18 protein-coding genes are annotated in these 19,764 nt (G+C 43.4%); 2 read left to right on the forward strand and 16 right to left on the reverse strand.

The annotated features are described in order from the left end of the window. Window positions 1–90: 90 nt before the first annotated feature. The gene (locus tag F6K64_RS27455) at window positions 91–3,906 is read right to left on the reverse strand and encodes a tail fiber domain-containing protein (protein ID WP_287263487.1); all 3,816 of its coding nucleotides are present in this window, start codon (window positions 3,904–3,906) and stop codon (window positions 91–93) included. A gap of 13 nt (window positions 3,907–3,919) precedes the next feature. Continuing rightward, window positions 3,920–4,093: a hypothetical protein gene (locus F6K64_RS27460; RefSeq protein ID WP_154659646.1), complete on the reverse strand. Its 174-nt coding sequence runs from the start codon at window positions 4,091–4,093 to the stop codon at window positions 3,920–3,922. Window positions 4,094–4,171: 78 nt separating this feature from the next. Here F6K64_RS27460 and F6K64_RS27465 point away from each other — a divergent pair, with 78 nt between their 5' ends. Then, on the forward strand, window positions 4,172–4,312 hold the full coding sequence (locus F6K64_RS27465) for a hypothetical protein (protein ID WP_154659647.1): 141 nt from the start codon (window positions 4,172–4,174) through the stop codon (window positions 4,310–4,312). Window positions 4,313–4,409: 97 nt separating this feature from the next. On the opposite strand, the gene F6K64_RS27470 is transcribed toward F6K64_RS27465, so the two are convergent. The 14 genes from F6K64_RS27470 to F6K64_RS27530 form a co-directional block, all read right to left on the reverse strand. Beyond that, a complete protein-coding gene (locus F6K64_RS27470) occupies window positions 4,410–5,204 on the reverse strand; it encodes a phage tail protein (protein WP_008178140.1) in 795 nt (264 codons plus the stop codon). 6 nt (window positions 5,205–5,210) lie between these two features. Next, window positions 5,211–6,212 carry a baseplate J/gp47 family protein gene (locus tag F6K64_RS27475; RefSeq protein WP_008178142.1) on the reverse strand — a complete coding sequence of 334 codons (1,002 nt, stop codon included), beginning with the start codon at window positions 6,210–6,212 and terminating at the stop codon, window positions 5,211–5,213. 12 nt (window positions 6,213–6,224) lie between these two features. Continuing rightward, window positions 6,225–9,413 (reverse strand): putative baseplate assembly protein, encoded by a 3,189-nt coding sequence (locus tag F6K64_RS27480; RefSeq protein ID WP_287267021.1) that lies wholly within the window; start codon window positions 9,411–9,413, stop codon window positions 6,225–6,227. Then, complete coding sequence (locus F6K64_RS27485; protein WP_008178146.1) at window positions 9,413–9,805, reverse strand: GPW/gp25 family protein; 393 nt, start codon at window positions 9,803–9,805, stop codon at window positions 9,413–9,415. Before F6K64_RS27485 ends, F6K64_RS27480 begins: the two co-directional genes overlap by 1 nt. A 166-nt stretch (window positions 9,806–9,971) precedes the next feature. Then, window positions 9,972–10,370 carry a PAAR domain-containing protein gene (locus tag F6K64_RS27490; RefSeq protein ID WP_008178148.1) on the reverse strand — a complete coding sequence of 133 codons (399 nt, stop codon included), beginning with the start codon at window positions 10,368–10,370 and terminating at the stop codon, window positions 9,972–9,974. Window positions 10,371–10,382: 12 nt separating this feature from the next. Continuing rightward, window positions 10,383–11,030, reverse strand: a complete 648-nt coding sequence (locus tag F6K64_RS27495; RefSeq protein ID WP_008178149.1) for a phage baseplate assembly protein V — start codon at window positions 11,028–11,030, stop codon at window positions 10,383–10,385. Beyond that, window positions 11,027–12,094 carry a phage late control D family protein gene (locus F6K64_RS27500; RefSeq protein ID WP_008178151.1) on the reverse strand — a complete coding sequence of 356 codons (1,068 nt, stop codon included), beginning with the start codon at window positions 12,092–12,094 and terminating at the stop codon, window positions 11,027–11,029. Before F6K64_RS27500 ends, F6K64_RS27495 begins: the two co-directional genes overlap by 4 nt. 153 nt (window positions 12,095–12,247) lie before the next feature. Further along, a complete protein-coding gene (locus tag F6K64_RS27505) occupies window positions 12,248–13,006 on the reverse strand; it encodes a CIS tube protein (protein WP_008178153.1) in 759 nt (252 codons plus the stop codon). Then, window positions 12,997–14,997: a hypothetical protein gene (locus F6K64_RS27510; protein ID WP_287263490.1), complete on the reverse strand. Its 2,001-nt coding sequence runs from the start codon at window positions 14,995–14,997 to the stop codon at window positions 12,997–12,999. Before F6K64_RS27510 ends, F6K64_RS27505 begins: the two co-directional genes overlap by 10 nt. Before the next feature lie 146 nt (window positions 14,998–15,143). Beyond that, window positions 15,144–15,311 carry a DUF6760 family protein gene (locus F6K64_RS38445; protein WP_353736756.1) on the reverse strand — a complete coding sequence of 56 codons (168 nt, stop codon included), beginning with the start codon at window positions 15,309–15,311 and terminating at the stop codon, window positions 15,144–15,146. Beyond that, a complete protein-coding gene (locus tag F6K64_RS27515) occupies window positions 15,296–15,661 on the reverse strand; it encodes a hypothetical protein (protein WP_008178157.1) in 366 nt (121 codons plus the stop codon). Before F6K64_RS27515 ends, F6K64_RS38445 begins: the two co-directional genes overlap by 16 nt. Before the next feature lie 53 nt (window positions 15,662–15,714). Then, entirely contained in the window at window positions 15,715–16,149 is a 435-nt protein-coding gene (locus F6K64_RS27520) for a phage tail protein (RefSeq protein WP_008178159.1), read from the reverse strand. 58 nt (window positions 16,150–16,207) lie between these two features. Further along, a complete protein-coding gene (locus F6K64_RS27525) occupies window positions 16,208–17,467 on the reverse strand; it encodes a phage tail sheath family protein (RefSeq protein WP_008178161.1) in 1,260 nt (419 codons plus the stop codon). A gap of 138 nt (window positions 17,468–17,605) precedes the next feature. Then, window positions 17,606–18,472, reverse strand: a complete 867-nt coding sequence (locus tag F6K64_RS27530) for a Pvc16 family protein (RefSeq protein ID WP_008178163.1) — start codon at window positions 18,470–18,472, stop codon at window positions 17,606–17,608. 244 nt (window positions 18,473–18,716) lie between these two features. Here F6K64_RS27530 and F6K64_RS27535 point away from each other — a divergent pair, with 244 nt between their 5' ends. Further along, window positions 18,717–19,712, forward strand: a complete 996-nt coding sequence (locus tag F6K64_RS27535) for a hypothetical protein (RefSeq protein WP_008178165.1) — start codon at window positions 18,717–18,719, stop codon at window positions 19,710–19,712. The last annotated feature ends 52 nt before the right edge of the window (window positions 19,713–19,764 follow it).

Below are 19,764 nucleotides of genomic sequence, written 5' to 3' on the forward strand. Positions count from 1 at the left end.
GGTAAAAATTATTGGTTTTAGGGAACAGGGAACAGGGAGCAGGGAGCAGGGAATAGGGAAGAAGTAAAAAAATCTGTTTAGCTGATTAGGCTAAAAAGCGCTAGATTGACTTTTCTGTTCCAAAGTTTGTACCTTCTCCATTAGCAAGGAAATCGTATTGTTTTGCTCCTTCACCACTTTAGTTAAAACCGCCACGATATCCATCGGACTGAGGGTTTTCCGATCATGACTGGCCACTAAATCCGGCACATCTTCGGCAATAAATCCAATGTGGGTTTCTTTTTGGTGATCTTTTTTGTAGCTGAATTGGACCGGATTGAGTCCTTCCAGGGTTTCTATGGCGTCTTCTATTGCCAGGGTATTAATATTCTCTTTCAACTCTCGTGAGGATACTTGCCCAATAGTGCGATATGTTAAATGACCATTCACATGCACATTACCCTCGAAGTAGCCAGCATAACTAGTCTTGCCACCACTGGCAACACCGTATACACCATATACAATTGCACTGCTATTATTCTGAGCATCGGCTCTGCCGTAGACACCAAATCGGGTACCACTCGGACCACCTGTTGCTCGTGCATACAAACCATATTTAGTGCCATTTTCATTGCCAGTTACAGTGCTGTGAACTCCGAAGGCGGTAGTATTGCCGGTATTAGTAGCAGTGAAATGGCCACCATATTGAGTTTGTCCTCCAGAGGCAATACCCCTGACACCAAATCGGGCACCACTGCTACCACCCGTTGCTTGTGCATGCAAACCAAATTTAGTGCCATTGCCATTGCCCGCTACTTGGCTCCAAACTCCGAAGGCGTTAGTATTGCCCCTATTAGTAGCAATGAAATAGCCACCATATTGAGTTTGTCCACCAGAAGCATTACCGTAGACACCAAATCGGGTACCACTGCTACCACCCGTTGCTTGTGCATGCAAACCATATTTAGTGCCATTGCCATTGCCACTTACAACGCTTTGAACTCCATAGGCCGTTCTATTGCCCGTATGAGTAGCAGTGAAATAGCCACCATATTGAGCGCTACCACCAGAAGCACCACCATAGACACCAAATCGGGTACCACTGCTACCACCCGTTGCTTGTGCATACAAACCAAATTTAGAGCCACTGTCACTCCCATGTGCTTGGCTGTAAACTCCGTAGGCTGAATCTCTGCCCGTATGAGTAGCAATGGCCTTAACAGTTCCAGCCACCTCTAATTTTTGAGTAGGATTATTTGTCCCAATCCCGACATTGCCAGCATTATAGTAAATCCTGTTACTACCACCATCAGACCACTTTGTGCCACCAGCGCTAATACCAGTTAAACCAGAACCATCCCCTTCAAACCTAGTGGCTTTAACAGTTCCAACTACCTCTAATTTTTCCGTAGGATTTGTAATGCCAATACCAACTTTTTTAGAACCAAGACCAACTGATAAAACTGGTTCTCCGCTTCCTTGAAAAACCATTAGATCTCCGTGTTCTCGGTATTCAACTCCCCAGTTTCGATAACGTGGGGAATGAGCAATGATTGGTCGAGGTGCATTGTTTGTACCACTTTGATGGATGTACATCATGGGGGCTGTCCCATTGGCAAATCCGATTGAGCCGTTAACCGTGAGTTCAGCATAGGTACTATTTGTACCAATACCTACATTGCCATGGTTATAGTAAATACTGTTATTACTACCATCATACCACTTGGTTTCACTGCCAGCCCTAATACCAGTTAAACCAGAACCATCCCCTTCAAACCTAGTGGCTTTAACAGTTCCAGCTACCTCTAATTTTTCCGTAGGATTTGTAATGCCAATACCAACTTTTTTAGAACGAAGAGCAACTGATAAAACTGGTTCTCCGCTTCCTTGAAAAACCATTAGATCTTCCTGATCTCGGTATTCAACTCCCCAGTTTGGATGAGATCGGGAATGAGCAATGATTGGTCGAGGTGCATTGTTTGTACCACTTTGATGGATGTACATCATGGGGGCTGTCCCATTGGCAAATCCGATTGAGCCGTTAACCGTGAGTTCAGCATAGGTGCTATTTGTACCAATACCTACATTGCCATTGTTATAGTAAATACTGTTATTACTACCATCATACCACTTGGTTTCACCGCCAGCGCTAATACCAGTTAAACCAGAACCATCCCCTTCAAACCTAGTGGCTTTAACAGTTCCAGCTACCTCTAATTTCTGCCTAGGATTATTTGTGCCAATACCAACTTTTTTAGAACGAAGACCAACTGATAAAACTGGTTCTCCGCTTCCTTGAAAAACCATTAGATCTCCGTGATCTCGGTATTCAACTCCCCAGTTTGGATGAGATGGGGAATGAGCAATGATTGGTCGAGGTGCATTGTTTGTACCTCTTTGATGGATGTACATCATGGGGGCTGTCCCGTTGGCAAATCCGATTGAGCCGTTAACCGTGAGTTCAGCATAGGTGCGATTTGTACAAATACCTACATTGCCATGGTTATAGTAAATACTGTTATTACTACCATCAGACCACTTTGTGCCACCAGCGCTAATACCAGTTAAACCAGAACCATCCCCTTCAAACCTAGTGGCTTTAACAGTTCCATCTACCTCTAATTTTTCCGTAGGATTTGTAATGCCAATACCAACTTTTTTAGAACGAAGACCAACTGATAAAACTGGTTGTCCGCTTCCTTGAAAAACCATTAGATCTTCGTGATCTCGGTATTCAACTCCCCAGTTTCGATAACGTGGGGAATGAGCAATGATTGGTCGAGGTGCATTGTTTGTACCACTTTGATGGATGTACATCATGGGGGCTGTCCCGTTGGCAAATCCGATTGAGCCGTTAACCGTGAGTTCAGCATAGGTGCTATTTGTACCAATACCTACATTGCCATGGTTATAGTAAATACCGTTACTACCACCATCAGACCACTTTCCAGCACCAATACCAGTTAAACCAGAACCATCCCCTTCAAACCTAGTGGCTTTAACAGTTCCAGCTACCTCTAATTTCTGCCTAGGATTATTTGTGCCAATACCAACATTACCATCCACTGTCAGAGCACCAGTGGTATGTAACCCATCATCCACCCTCAACGCTCCAGATGAATGCCCTGAGCGAATTACCCCTGTAACTTTCACTTCATGATTATCCGCATCCCCCAAGGACACATCCCCAGCAATATGCTCGGTATCACGGGCAATCACATCCCCTTTTACTTCCAGGTTTCCATTCACTGTCAGGGAACCATCGATGGTTGAATTTCCGGTCAGATTTAAGTTTTCGGCGGAAATGGTACCATCTAGCTCTAACTTATCGAGGTTAGATAACTTAGGACCAGCAAGCTTGCGTACAGAATTATCCACTGCATTTTCACTAACCTCACCGTTGTTGTCTAGGGTCACCCGTGCCAACAGAATCACATTATCATCGGTAGGGGCAAAACCAGTTTTTACATCTACATTACCGTCTTGGAGATTGTCTTTACTTGTTTTACTCCCGTAAATGACAAACTTGGGACGTTCAGTGGTGCGAGTGTATTTTTTATCATTACCTACCGCTACTTCGTCACCATCATCCTTAATTTCATCATAGATGACGGTAATTTCAATAGTTGTAGTTGTATTGGGTTCTAGTTCTAATCCATCTAAGTTAATCGTGTTAATCGTGTCCGGTACTGTACAATCCGGTAAAACAATAATTTCTCGACCATATTTATCAATGGCCATGCCCTCACTAACCGCAATTTTTTTCTGCCCGGCTCGGGTTACTTCTAATCCTTCCACCACACCCCAGTCATGGAGTAAGCTATTGTGACGCAGGCGCATGTCACGATGGTAGGCTTGCTCATCGTTAAAGTCTTTTTCTACTAGAAACTGGGAAGTAAAGTAATTGGGACGTTGAATATATTTCATAATCCTTAAGTAGTCAGAGAAAAGTAAAATTAACTAGACTTCTTGCAGAAGTCGGGAACAGGGAACAGGGAACAGGGAGTAGGGAGCAGGGAGCAGAGGGACTTTTGGCAACTTTACACAAGTTAGTACAGTCGTCCAGGTATAGCAGTCGCCAGCGATGCAGCGCGGTCTTGGGGGTTTCCCCCATGAGCGACTGCATCAAGACAGGGCAGTTAGGACATGACAAAAGTCTCAAACCTAAGTAAGCGATGCAGAGGTGCGACCCGTGGCGAATTTAATTCGCCTACGGAAAGCGCACCTAAGCGGTCTTGGGGGTTTCCACGGGGCTTACAAGGTGCGGACGCAGGTTCCGCACACAGCCCCTCCCCATGAGCGACTGCATCAAGACAGGGCAGTTAGGACATGACAAAAGTCTCAAACCTAAGTAAGCGCAAGAGTTTGACTTCTGACTTCTGACTTCTGACTTCTGACTTCTGACTTCTGACTTCTGACTTCTGCTACACTTACTCTCCTAAGATAGATTCCTCATTTTCGGTAATCTTGCCCAAAATAGTATTAATTCCAATCTGGGAACCCGTAACTTCTTCAGAATCAGAATCAGAATCAAAAGTACCACCAATCTGCGTGGTGTAAATAATTTCTAGTCTGTACTTGCTATGGGCTGGTTTTTCCTGTTCGATGATGGCATTAGCGATTTCTATTTGTCGTTGGAGTTGCTCTGGGTTTAATCCTTGAGCTGGAGTGATTCTTACTATAAAAAAGTGGGGGATACCACCACCAAGGTAAGTGCCTCTACCCAGCAGCGATCGCGAGGGAAGTCCTTCGGGGTAAATTGGAATTTCTTCGAGGTCAATTGGGTTTTCGGGCTCCAGGAGTTGGGTGTCACCAATTTGAAATTCGGCATTGGAAGCGTCGATAATGGTGACTTTTTCCTCGTCCTCTAGAAATAATTCTAGCAGTTCTTGTAAATTGTCTTTAGTCCCTCGAAAACGATACAGTCTGACGGTATTGGCCAGAAATTTCCGTTGTTTTTGGACATCTAAATCTGCTCTGAGACTCAAAGCTACCCAGCTAGATAACCAGGGCAGAAAGTCTGGGGGTGTTTTGTTGGGATGGAAGTAATTAGAAATACGGGCAATTTTTTCTTCTAAACCCTGCTCACAAAAGTTGATCCCATCTGCACGACCCAAAAGAATATTTTCAAAGGGTAGTAAAAATTGACCGACGAAAGGATCGCTTTGATAAATCTCTGGCAGATAGTCTAAAAGTTTACTGGGGGAACGGGCTGAGTTTTTCATTGGTTTTTAACCGTTGAAATCAAGGGTTTCTAAGGGGGATATGATGTCTATATCGCTGGCGGTAAGATCTAAATACACTAGTTCTTCTGGTTTGACCTGGATAGCACTTAGCTGTCCGTTGGTTTTAACTAGGCGTTGTTGATTGTTTATGGCATCAGGACGAGGAAAAAATACTTCGTCTTGCTGGTTGGTTTTGGTGACATAATCCACACCTTCTAGTTCATCAAGTAGTTGATAAAGTTCCGAAACATAAACATTTCGACCAAATGGCCAACCTTGAGGATTGTCAGGATTTGGTAGGGGATCGAAAAAGTTTTCCAGTGCGTTATTTATGTTGGCCCTAGTGGTTGCTACGTCTGCTTCTCGGTTGAGGTGTATGGTTAATCTGATGCTAATGGTGATGTAGCGTGGCATAACTACATGGATTGCGGTGCCAATCAATCGCCGTTCTTCTAAGTGGTTTTTTACCTCGTTAATCAGCCTTGAGCTTGGTTGAGGGGGGCTATTTTCACGATTATTGCTGTCGGGGATAATCACAATACTCACATGACCTGGTTGATCCACAGGTTCGACTAAGGCATTTTCGACTAAGGCATTTTCCGAGTCCAGGTTACGTCGAGGTATACAGTGTGCCCTGGCAACGGTATCATCTGTATCATCTGGTTTCATGTCTCGGGCTAATTCCACAAAGTCGGCACAGGTGATGGCTCGGTAGCGATCGCGTACTTGGGTAATTGCCTCTTTAATCTCTTTCTGTAAATCCTCCTTTTGCTGCCAATCTGGTCCATTCAGCAGTTGTAAAAACATCCGCATATTGGCCTCTGTCACCCGATTTTGCCGATAGAGCAGCATTTCGGTAAGGTAGGCAAACAGCTCAATGACGGTAATACCAGGATCAGAAGGATTGTGATTAGTCCATTGGGGCGCATAGCTGGGAATCATACCCAGGGCTTCTTGCACCAAGTCGTCATAGGTGCGGTCATCAAGATTAGGCAATTCTATTGGCATGAGTTACCCTCCTCAGGATTCCACAAAGGTTAAATTGATGGTGTGGTTGCCGGAATAAACTAAAAAGCGATTAGTCTGGCTAGCACCTTCTAGTTCTTCGATGTCATTCACCTCCAAGCTAGAAACATGGTCTACTCCCGGCACTCTCTCCAGTAGTCGGTATAAGTCCGATTTATAGGGTTGACGACCAAAATTCCAACCCATTCCGTCAAAACCACCGGTTAGGGGATGCAGAAAACTAGCTAAGGTTTGTTCCACGGTTTGTGCTACCTCACGAGATCCTTCTAGGGAAGTAACCGCAATTTCAGTGGTAATATTGACACGGACATAGAGAGCGCCCACTACAGAGATTGCCACTGTGGGTTCAGTGTAGGCTTGTAGGTAGTTTTGGACGCGCTTGATTAGCTCCAAACTGGGTAGGGGTTTAGCCTCAGTGGAGCGGGGTACAATAATTACACTCACTGTTCCCGATGAATCTAGCTTGGTATCCAGTCCAGCCAGGGGATTGGTTTTCAAATTGGCTAAGGGTACACACTTGGCTCTGCTTACCTCTGGTGAAGCCAGCTTGGCTAAATCTTCGTAGTCTTCCCTAGTCACAGCACGCTGACGATGGCGAATTTCCTTAGGTGCGCGCTCGATTAGGGAGTCAATGGTTTCAGCTTCTGCCCCCCCTGCTGCTGCTTGATGGTTAATCACTTTGTCCACATAGGGGACTGTGGTTTTGAGTTGGACAATCGCCCCAGCGGGTTTGTTTCCAGCAGTTCCACCACCAGTTTGATAGCGACTCATGCGGATATTGCCTTGACCAGGAGGAGGAATCAGTCCATTGCGTCCATCCCCAAAGGTGATTTTTCCGGTAAGATTATCAAAGACATAATGGCGATCCCGTGGTTTTGATTGATAGAAATCCGGGACTTGATGCCAACGAACCCAAATCTCTTGCGGTCTTCCGGTTTCATTAGTAGTAACCGTAATCGCCTTTTCCCCTTCTTCAAGGAGAATTTTGTCCTTTTCTAGGGCAGACGGTATTTCCGGTTCCCGCACTTCCAGCTCTTGACCTGCTAATATTGGCTGACTAGTTGTATTAAATTTTTGATTTTCAGTCCCGTCACTGGAGCCAACAATTTCCTTTTGGATCGTAGCTGTTTGTGCTGCCATGGTAGTATTCAGCAGTACTTGTTTCAGCCTAGGTTCAACGTCGTAGTCACCCTTTAACCATTTAACCCGGAGCCAATAACGGGGAGGTAAATTAAAGTCTTCCCTTGGTGAAAAATCCCCTGGTGGCAGAAATTCAATTAAACCGGAACGGGTAAAGTTTTCGGTTTCATCTCTTATGGTTAGTTGTTGCCATGCTTGGCCATCCCAATATTCCCATACTAGTTGAACTTGTTCAGTTTTATTCAATTGTTTAACAGCCGTTGCATTAGGTACTAATGTAACATTATTATCTCCATATTTTACCTCAGTTACACAGTAAAAAATGCTGATTTTACGATTGGTAAATTCTGTTCTAGCTAATGGTAAGCTAAAACCCATATAGAAAGCTTTTTGAACAAGTTCGCTTCTTTGAAAAGGAAAGAAAGGTTTAGGACTATTAGTTAAATAAACGAAGTCATTGTAGGTGATAACGTCTTCTGGTTCTTCGTCTGATAGTGTTAAGGTGTGGCTAACTACAATTGATTCAATCAAGGGTGGCGCAAATGTTGCTGGCTGAAATTGATAGCTGTCTCCTACTTGTTGATAAGATGCTTCTCTACCATAGTTACCTGCACTAATTCGCACACGAATCCAGAAACTTTCTACGCCATTAATAGTTATGGGAGCAGGTTTTTCAAATAAGGGAAACTCTACCTGACCATTTTGAGTAAAAACTTGAGTAGTGTCTCTGAATCCAGAATTTTCTAAGCTAGAAATACCTAATTCTTGCCAAATTTTTCCATTCCAAAATTCCCACTTAAGTCTTAAATTATTTGAAGCGTCTGTAGGCAAAGGAAAGTCATCTGGTTCACCGCGACTTTCTGTGGCGGGATTTCTCAAGTTAACCTGAAGAGTAATTTGAGCATTTTCTTGAGAAAAAATCTGACTATTGGCTAAATATAAGGTATCTCCTAGCTTCGGTTTTTCACCAAACGGGAAAAACTCTTTAGTTAAATCAACGGGTAATTGATTAAGAAAAGCCGTTTCGATTAATAGTTCAGTGGAACGAATATTAGCTTCAAGTTTGATATCCTCAATTTTCGGTAATTGATTGACACTGGTAATGGGAGTTACTAAACAGCAACGAATCCAACGATTAGTTACTGAATTAACAGTAGTTAACGGTAAAGCGGTAATATTACTAAATTGAATGTCGCGATCGCCAATTTGAGTCAAGCCTTCAGTAGTTTCATTATTTCTCGGTGTAATATCTTGCCAATTAACTCCATCTTCCGTTTCCTGCCAAATTTGCCATTGTACTTCTCCTGGAGTACCAAGGGCTTGTGATAAATTAATCTTTACTTTAAAGGTATCAATTTCAGCAAACCCTAAAAGTTTGCTATGCCCAATGTATAAACTATGTTCAATCTCTTGGTTGCCACGAAAAATATCAACACCTGGTGATGCTGGCGTAGTAATAATTGAACTATGATTACTATACAAATACTGTTCTGGATCCCGCACAAAAATAGAGTCTAATTTTGCGGCTGTTACTACCAATTCCCGTTCAGTTTCAAAAATAACAGGGTCTTGTTCTCCTTCCCCTGGAGGTGCAGCAACTTGTGTCCCTTTTGGGACTACTGCATCAACGATAGTTCCGGCAGCTAAGGAAAATGTCAAGGGTACTCGTGCTGGTTGGGGTGGTAACCGAGACGCTCCTAATAAATCTAAAAAGGCTAAAAAGTTTTTATTTGGAACTTGATTGAGTCGCTCGATAATAATCTCGGCAAAACGGGCAAAGATATTAACTATAGCAGCACTCCTTCCTTGAACAGGTTGAGTTTTTCCTGTATAGTGTGTGATAAGTTCCTGAAGAGGTTTAGTTTCTCCTGTATCTGTATGTTTTCTAAATTCCTGAAGTAGTAATGCGAGTCGATATAACCTGCTCTGTATAAGGAGCGAGAAGGCAAAAATCACTACTTTACAGGAATTTTGTCCATAGAGAACTTGATTGGCAATATCCTTTGCTGTCCGTTGATAAATTTTGGGCGCTAGTTTAACCATCAACCTGCACTTCCTTCTAGATAAAATGGATAAACTAGGTTAAAAACATTATTGGTTGCTCGCACTTGATAGTCGATATTGACCAGCATTTGTTCTGGAATAGGGGATTGAACGCGCACATCTATAACATCAATGCGGGGTTCAAAGAACAGTAGGGCTTCCTGTATAGCTTGGGATACTTTACCAGCAGTGGCAGGTGAATTGGGCTCAAAAACTAAGTCATAAATGCTGCAACCAAAGTCGGGACGCATCGCTCGCTCACCTTTGGCAGTACCAAGGATAATTACAATTGACTGGCGTACACTCTCTTCATATTCGGCAACTTGGAAATCTCCCTTAGTATCTAAATTGATGGGAAATCCTACTCCAATACCTAAAAATGGTTTAGACATATAGCGTTTTTAAATTATGTGAGATACAAATTTTTTTTTGGGCTTTAGGGAACAGGGAACAGGGAACAGGGAACAGGGAATCATATCCCCCCCTTATTAAGGGGGGTTAGGGGGGATATCATCTCCCTTATTAAGGGTATTTAGGGGGGATATCATCTTCTCCGTTTCAGCCAATAAAAACTGTACCGACTGCGATTACTTGTCCGATTGGTAAATCGGCAGGATCATTACAAGTCTCAGCAATATCTCCATTTCTTGCTGCTTGTTTACCGTTAATTTTTACCGTTGGGCTACCAATTTTAATCGTTCCTTTATTAGCAGGAGGACTTTGAAAGGCAGTGCCAGGAGGTGTGGGAATATGAGGTGGAGTATTATCCGCAGTGCTATCTACAGTTGCTGCTGGCATTCCCATAATATTGACATCACTGCTGAGGTTGCCATTGATAATGCCCGCAAAAGGATGAGGTAGGGGAGTTGGTACTGTTACTGGTCCTGAGGGTACCATCACAATATGAGTATCAATAGCGGTAATTTGGTCCCCTTGTTTGGCTGCTGGTTGTCCCATAATTAAATTAGACTAGTTTAGATTAATAGTTTGACCTTTAAGATTCATGGTGCTACTGGCTTTAATATCCATTGCTGCACCGGATTCAACTTTGGTATCTGCTGAAGATTTGATTTCAATATTTTCTGCCTCTAGTTTAATATTACCTTGGGATGCTGATAAAGTAATGTCTCCATCGGTGGTAATAGCAATAGTGTTGTTAGCTGTATCAAAAATAATGCTGTTTTTATCGGTTTTATCAACAATTTCAATAGTTTCTGCCCCCTCTTCATCATTGAGACGGATGACATGACCGCTACGAGATTTGATTACCCGGATATTATTAGCACCATCTTCATTAGTTGCTGGTGGTAATTCTTTACCATTCCACAAAGACCCGATAATATAGGGCAAACGGACATCACCATGTTCAAAAGCTACTAATACTTCGTCATCTACTTCTGGCAAAAAATAAATCCCTCGTTCATTTCCCGCCATTAGTGTAGCTATCCGCGCCCAGTCACTTTCGTCTTCATCACTTAGCCAGGGGTATTTCACTTTAACCCGACCTAGTCCTTCTGGGTCTTCATTGTTGGTCACTACACCAACTACGACACCATAAATACGAGATGCGATCGCTCGGTGGGATTGACTATCCAAAAGTAGTTCAGACAATTTCATTGAGCATTCCTCCGCACTGTAAATTTAGTATGATATTGGCTATTACAATAGCGATGCAGGACACTGGTAAGATAGTATTGACCGCTAAAGCGCTTGCCTACACCATCAATTTGAACTACTATTCCTGCTCGTAAATCTGTACGCCCTCGACAAATTCCTTCTCCACTAATTAACTCTAGATTGAGTTGCTGAAAACGGGCTTGAGCCAGCTGATCTGCTTCCGCTTGGGTAATCATTGGGTGATTGCTCAGGGTTTTTACTGCTGTACCAAAAGCATCTTCGCTTAAAGCTGCACCACTAGTTTCTCCCCCCATTTTGCTTCCTTCATCACCAGTGGCGGCGCGTCCGATAATTGCTTGCTTTTCTTTAGGATTCCAACCCTGTACTTTGACTTCATTCACTTGACTTGCAGAGGACATACAGGGATAAAATTCCAGTAGGTCATCAGTAAACATTAGGGTGAGAATTTCACTATCTTGATTAGCCGTAGGTCGAAATACTAAATTTCGATCTTCCACCATCACCTCATAATTAATTTTTCCTGCCCTTTCTTGCAAAAACTCCATATGAGTTTGATTAGCTTGTAAAATATAGTCATGCACCACCCCACTATCTTCTACTTGGGCAGAAAGTCCAACCTGCTGGGAAATTTGTGCTGCGATGTCACTATCTTTTAGTTGCACAAAAGTCTGGGTATGACGACCACGATGTAAGCGATGGCTGCGATCATAACCCCTAATCATTACTTTGGGTAATCGCTGAATCGTAAACTCTGGTTCTATAGCGGTAATTTCCCCAACCATGAGGGTAGTTAGGTTTCCCCGGTAACCCAATTTCACTTCTAGGGTATTCCCAATACTGAACAAAGAGTTATCCAACCACAATACTTCCCCTTCCTGCACATCCAAACTGCCCAATTCTAAGGTAAACATACTGGGCAAATTAATCTCTTCGTCTACTGTTAACCCAGTAATATGGAACTGTGCTGACTCTGGTAAACGCGAACCATTAACTAGAATTTCATACTTGGTAAATATTGAGGATTGGGGTTGGGTAAATGGCATTTTTAAAAGTTAAAAGGGAGTAGGGAGTAGGGAGTAGGGAGTAGGGAGCAGCGGATCTGGGAACAGGGAACAGGCAAGAGGCAATAGGCATGCTAGCAATAGGCAATAGTAACGCATAACCCTTGGGCTTGCTACAGCAATCAATCATAACTATCAAAGCAATTTGGGAATAGTTAAGGTTTTACCAATGTCAAGCTGACGGGGATTATCCAGTTGATTTTCTTGGGCAATGAGTCGCCACAGCTTAGGATTACCATAGACATCCGCCGCAATGCTGCTGAGGGTTTCACCGCTTTTGACAATACGAGTAGTTAATTCTGGATCGGTACGCCGTTTATCATCTTCTGGATTGAGATATTCCGAAAAAGTGATGTTGACTTTTGCTCGTATCGGTTTACCATCACTTTTGAACAGGGTGAAGGTTTGGGTCAGATTAGTAATCACCCCGACAAAAGGGAAGTCAGAATTAGTTGGTGCTTTACCCCAGTAAACCTTACAAGCTGGTGGTGGTTGTTCTTTACCCCCAACACGTTGAATGCGGGTAAGGGCAACAAGTTTATTGGTTTCCTCCCGTACATCCTCGATGGCGGTACTGTCTATTAAACGATTTTGATTTTGATTTTGATTTTGATTTTGAAGTCGTGAATTTCTAACCCCTTCGGAAACATCAAATAACAATTCCAGAGTTAATTCCCGACTTCCCCCGCCACCAAAATCTAAGATGGGGGCATTATATTCTTTTTGACTTGAACCACTCCAACTAACTCCTTTTTTGATAGCGTAGGATTCGGGGTTAAACAAAACCGTAATCTCTGGATAATTGGCTCTGTCTTCCGACTCTACAGCACGGTACTTAGTGTCTTGAGTTTTTTCCCACTTCAAAGGAATAATAGTTAGTTTAGCTAATGCCATTTTTCTATCCCCCGACGTTCTTGTTCCATCGTTAGCTGACGAGTTAGAATACGACTAACTTGTTCGGCTATTGCCTCGATATCTATATCTACCCCGTCAGCTGGAGTGGTTGCTAGATTTGACGTGGCTGTGGTTGAAGTAACTGGTGCTGTCATGGGAATGGAATTAGCTCCAGTTAGATTAGCTTGACGAGCAATCACCCCATCGCTTAACTGTTGGAGTTTCGATACTTTGGCTACAGATTCGTTATCAGTTTTGCGCCAAACTAAATCCGGTGTCGAGCTAGTTTTTCCTGTCTCGGTATCTAAATTGATATTTCTATTTGGGGTTGTAGTTGTTGTCAGTAAGGGCTGACTTGCTTTGACAACAACCGATTTAGTTTGAACTAAAGAGATATCATGATTGGGGTTAGAATCCGAGAGCTTGGTTTGTACCAAACTACTGTCTGATTCCTCTTCCTCCTGGGACCGCCAAACTAAATCCTGTGCCGAGTTATTGCTTACTGTATCCTTAGTCAGATTAGTATTTATAGTTGGGGTTGTAGTTGTTGTCGGTAAATGCTGACTTGGTTTGACAACAACCGATTTGGTTTGAACTAAAGAGATTTCATGATTTTGGTTAGAATCCGAGAGCTTGGTTTGTACCAAACTACTGTCTGATTCCTCTTCTTCCTCGGAGCGCCAGATTAAATCTGTTGCTGAGCTAGTTTTTACTTTATTCGTAGTTAAATTGATGTTGGAATTTGGGGTTGTATTTGTTGTTGGTAAATGCTGACTTTGTTTGAGGAAAACCGATTTGGTTTGAACCAAAGATATATCCTGATTGGGCTTAGAATTTGATAGCTTAGTTTGTAGCAAACTACTGTCTGATTCCTCTTGCTCCTGGGAGCGCCAAACTAAATCCTGTGCCGAGTTATTGCTTACTGTATTCTTGGTGAGATTAGTAGTTTTAGTTGGGAGTGTAGTTGTTGTTAGTGAGGGCTGACTTGGTTTGGCAACAACCGATTTAGTTTGAACTAAAGAGATATCCTGATTGGGCTTAGAATCCGAGAGCTTAGTTTGTAGCAAACTACTGTCTGATTCTTCTTCCTCCTGGGAGCGCCAAACCAAATCCGGTGTCGAGCTAGTTTTTCCTGTCGGTAAAGGCTGACTTGCCTTAGCTACAAGCAATTTAGTTTGTACAACAGAAGCTGGAGTGACTGGAGAGGGGGAATGGGAAGCACCATCTGTTTTCGGTGGGACAACCTGAGACTGAATACTTTCTGGAGGTGTAAACTCATGCTGGAGTGCAGATAAGGTTGCCTGACGATTAATCTTGACTTGCCTTGGTAAAGATTTTGGAGGTTGAGGACTAGGGCGTGTCTTCAAACTCGGAGATCCCCCTAAATCCCCCTTAAAAAAGGGGGACTTTGAGTATGGCTCCCCCCTTATTAAGGGGGGCTGGGGGGGATCTAAATCTTGCGGAAAACTTTTAAAACACGCACTAGACCTGGATACAGTAGAAGATTTAATTTGGCTGATAATCGGGACTTTGGGACTAGTTGATGGGACAGATCCAGATGGTGGTTGGGATCTCCCCTGATGCCCTAGGTTGTCGGGAAACTGGCGAGAATTAGTCCTAGTTGCCATTGACCTTTGCACCCCTTCTCCCCTCCCTGAAGGGGCAACATTAGAAGGGGCAACATTAATCGGCTCCAGATAGGTATTACTGACATCAGCCGATTCTACTCTAGGGCGACTAAAACGCTCCAGATTTAACTTGGGTTGTAAACCACTCGCACCATAACGGGAGTTAATTTGTTCTGGTAGGGTTAATCGTTGGGTCAGCCTAGCCGTAGTTGCTTGGGTAGATTGGTAATGGCGGTGCAGTTGGCGGGTATTAATTACGCCACCAGACTTTTCTTGTCGCCGTTGCAGACGACTTAGTAAAGGGGAATTTTCTGGACTTCCCGATTCCTGGAAATTATTGGCTGGTGAAGCTGAATTATCCATCTTATTTAGACTTATTTAGAAAGGGAAAAAATCCCCAATTACCCACTACTGAACTAAGTACCTGGACATAAATAAACGAAACTGTGTTAACTTTTGTAAAGCTACTCAAAGTATCTCTGTTCCCTGTTCCCTGTTCCCTGTTCCCTTTACGAACTATTCAAACGCTGATTGATTTTGGCGACTTCAGTAACCCATTTTCGGCGTTCCCGGTGTTCCATGGTCATGATTGATTCATAATGCCAGTGGAAGTGATAGGCCAGATAGGCTACCTCCTCATGGATTTGGGTAAGGGGGTAGCCTAGGATTCCCCCGATAAATCGAGTTCGACAGCAAAATTTTGCTCACAGTGGGGGCAGCTAATTTGAAGCGATCGCATTCCATTGCCATTGATCCGATTGTACAGATCCTGCAAATACGCTAAATCAGAGGCAAATAAACTTTCGATAATCTTAGGATTAACTACCTCCACCGAACCAAGACGAGTGACAACACGGGAGAGCAACAGGACAATCAGATAGGCTGGGTTGTTTTGCACACGAGGATCTTTGAGGGGCAGAATTTCATCCGCCGCTGTCGCCATCCGCATGACTCCTTCCTGATGCAAATTCCCTTCTTTATCTATATACCCTGCTGGTAAGATAAATTCGTATTCCGTCTGTAGCATTTTGGTTCTTGGTTATGGCTGATTGCTAACTGATGACTGTTAACTGATTACTGTTAACTGACATTAACTCTCTGCAAACGTTCACAGGTGATTGTTAGGGAATCAATCCCAACATCGCTACCCTTAGCATCTAAGCTGGGTGCTTCATACTTACTCGCCCAAGCATTAAAGAAATCCCAGCGCACTTTTTCTTCCCCATCATCATTGAGCAGGATAATCGAGCCATTTTTGCGCTCAATTGTCCCATTCACTGCTTGTAAATGCCAATCGTAAAGTTCCTTGGAGTCAGTAATACCATACTTGAGGGCAATATCAGGGTAACTAGCTTTGCCCCGCAACTTACGTACTGTGGCATCATCTCCCCCTTCACGGTATTCGACAACTTCTACTTCTGAACCAAAACCACTACACTCAGAAAATCCTGCTTGAACAATTCCATCCAGTTCTACCAGAAAGCGATAGTTTTTATACGGATCTACTCTGGGCATAACTCACATCTCCTTGTTGTTTAGTAATAGGTAAGGTAATGGGTAATTCAAGAAATATCTATTCTCCAGCCATCTGTTGAATGCGGAAGATGACAAACTCCGCTGGTTTAACAATAGCGACACCAATTAGAGCAACAACTTGTCCTGCTTCCCGTACTTCTTTGGGATTGGTTTCCGCGTCACACTTAACAAAGAAAGCTTGCTCCGGAGTTGCTCCAAACAAGGCTCCATCCCGCCACTGATTCAACAGAAAGTCACCGACTGTACGCTTAATACGCTGCCAAAGTGCGAGGTTATTAGGCTCAAACACCGCAAATTGAGTACCCTCATCAATGGACTCTCGCAGGAAATTAAAATAACGACGGGTGCTAATGTACTTATATTCTCCGTTGTCATCCCCTCCCAGGGTGCGCGCTCCCCAAACTTTGATATTGCCTTTAAAAGAGCGAATGATATTAATTCCTAGAGGATTTAAACCGTCTTGCTCTGCTTTAGTGAGGTTGTATTCCAAATCTAGAGCGCCTCGAATCACTTCATTAGCTGGCGCTTTAAACACACCCCTTTCTCCATCGACTCGTGCGTAAACCCCAGCCATGTGTCCACTGGGAGGCAGGATTATACTGCCAGTGCTTGATGGGTCTAGAATTTGTTGGGCAGGGTCAAAAACTGTAATCCAGGGGAAGTAAAGAGCCGCGTAGTTACTATCTCTGGTACTACCTTTAATGCTGTCTCGGTCAAAAGTGGTAGGATTTTGTTGCCCATCAAGAATGGCAAACCTGTCTTGGAGGTTTTCACAGTGGTCTATGACAGCTTGTTGTTCTGCTTGGCTGGTAATGCCAGGAATAGCCACCATGGTGATTTCGTCAATAGCAGCAAAACTATTGAGAGCAGCAGCTAACTCGGTATTAGCACTAATCCGGATCACATAGCACCTGGTGCCACCGTTATTGAAGAAACCGTAAACTGCTTGAGCAAAACGACTCCAGGCGTTGAGTTGATTGGCATCAAAACTAGCTTCATCTACCTCTGTGAGATCCTCAAGAGTCTTGTCCCCAAGTAAGTCAGCAAAGGTAGTGACGAACTGACTCCAATTAGTTACCAAATTAGGGGTTCCGGCTTCCGGAAGAGTTTTTTCTTCCACTTTGAGGGTAACAGTAGTCGTGTCATCACTAGTAGTTTCGACACGCTCGGCAGGGAGTTGGATACTTTGGGGTACGATACCGATAAATCCGGCTACACTGGTAGCGACTCCAGCAATAGGTCGAGATGAGGGTGGAACTTCTTCAACATATACGCCTGGCGAAAGATACTGTGGCATAATCTTTAACTCCTTGATTAAACAGAATTTACTGTTGTATAGGAAAGGGAATAGGGAACAGGGAGTAGGGAGTAGGGAGTAGGGAGTAGGGAGTAGGGAATATGGCATCAAAAATTCTCACAATTCCTACACCGATCCCTATAGTTGTACGTTGTAATTACTTGCTGCGGATTCTACTGGGATAGTGATATTAACCTCCTGTACTAGATCTTCTAACTGCACCCGTAAGGTATAAGCACCAGCAGGAATTGCCCCGATGGTGTAGTTTCCATCTCTATCAGTGGCTGCGCTCAGATTACGCTCAACCAAAATAACCGTTGCGCCTACAACAGGTTTATTGTCAGCATCCGTAACTCGCCCACCAATCCGGAAAAATCGTTGTGCGGTGCTTGGCACAAGTTGTGGTGAGGATGGTGAAATCCGCTGACCTAATTGCCAATCTTGAGTAATGACAATGGGGGTTGGGTCTGGCTCAAATAGTTCCTTGATCGCAATGGTTACTTTAACTGTGATGGAAGGACGTAATTGATTCCCCAATGCAGTCCAAAACTCAGCAGTGCTTTGTACGCCATCTACTTGAGCAGTTACCATTGGTAAGGCTGGTTCTTGCCCAGCAAGTCGGGTATTTTCTAAAAAAGGTATTTCTGGAATAGTTGGATAAGCTGAGAATACTTGCAGCACTTGGCTGAGTAATCGGTGTTCTTGCAGGGGTAATTCTTCGCCACCAATGGGCCAAGCTGTGACTAAATAAGAACAGGCTATGCGCTTTGGAGGATTATGAATAATTGCCTTTCCATCGCGCCTCTCGATCGTTGGTTCATTATTACGTAATTCCAGGTGTTCCCGAATATCGTACAGAAATAAATTCACCGTCGTCTGTCCAGGACTAAACGTTTCTGAGGGACGCTCAAAGGAAATTTGAGCCTCCGCTAATTCTGGAAACCTCGACGATAGGCTGGTCTGTTCCAAAATTCTTCTCAACACTTGACTCAGATCGCTAATCATCCTAACTGACCGGGTTGGATTTACTGAGCAGCCACGTACCAGACTCTGAAAGCCTAGGGCGTGTTTGTCAACGTAATTATTATTAATTTTTCAGAGATTCTGTACAAGTCACGTTTTCTAGCTAGTCAAGTTTGACTAACTCATTTGAACTAATCGATTTGGACTAGCAAAATTTTGTGACTTGTTTGTGAAATCCAAAATTGATAAATTAACGCTATTCCTCTGCAGATAGGGAGATGGCTAGATGGGTAGATGGGCAAATAGAGAGATGGAGAGATGGGGAAATGAGGAGATAAAATTGATGGCTAGCCGTAATTTACATAATTGGGATAAAAACTGCTATTTTAATGGGAGTGACGTCTTGAAAATGCTGATAACTCCCCTTTTCAGCCAACTTGATTCCAAGCAATGGATCTGTGTACTGGATCCAGCCTTGGCGCTCTCCTATTATGGAGTCCACATAGCTCAGCAGCTAGGAGAAATAATCGAAATCTGGATAGCAAGAGAGCTTTGGCATATTCTTAACAATACTAAGTTTTATTTAGAACAACCAGAACTACTTATTCCCAAAAGCACTCTCAATAAAAAGGCATCTGAACAGGAGAGAGCAACCTTAGAGAGTGTGATTTGGTCACTTCAAGAGTGGAAACGATTACAAACTGAGCATGATTTGCTAGGACTCAATCTATTCTGGCTGGGAGATAGTCTCAGGGAGTCTTTACTGCCAAAAGGTACAACTATCAAGCTCTTGGCACGATGGGAATATTTAGCACGCTTATTAGATCGACGCATTAATCAGTCACAGGGGACCAATGATACTTTAATGGCGTCATTCCGGGATACTGTAGCCCTAAGTGCGAGTTTGGGTTCTGCTTTTATACTGAGCTATCAGAAACCTACAGATTTTAGTGATAATCGTCCTCCAGATATCTGCAAAGCTTTGGACAAATTGGGAATCTCTTGCGAACTGGTCAGTCCGCAGGATCGAATTGTGGCTTTGGAATCGGAGTACTTACGCCAGTTGATGATTTACACCGGACTGGCAAAACTTTTATGGGAAGGGCTTCATCTGTGTGTTATACATCTTGTGACACCAGCAGTTCCAGTATCTGACAGAATGTCTAAGCCCTCTTGGAGCGATAACTCTGCCTGTGATCCTGAAGACTTGGGGAATTGCCCAGAGTTGAAGGAGGATCTATGGATAAATACTAAAGCGTTCTGGTATAGTCTTTCTATTTGAGATGTAAACATAGAACGACACGCTTTCGGTAACATAAAACTACGGATAGGGT

Source organism: Moorena sp. SIO3A2 (genome assembly GCF_010672265.1).
GTDB lineage: Bacteria > Cyanobacteriota > Cyanobacteriia > Cyanobacteriales > Coleofasciculaceae > Moorena > Moorena producens.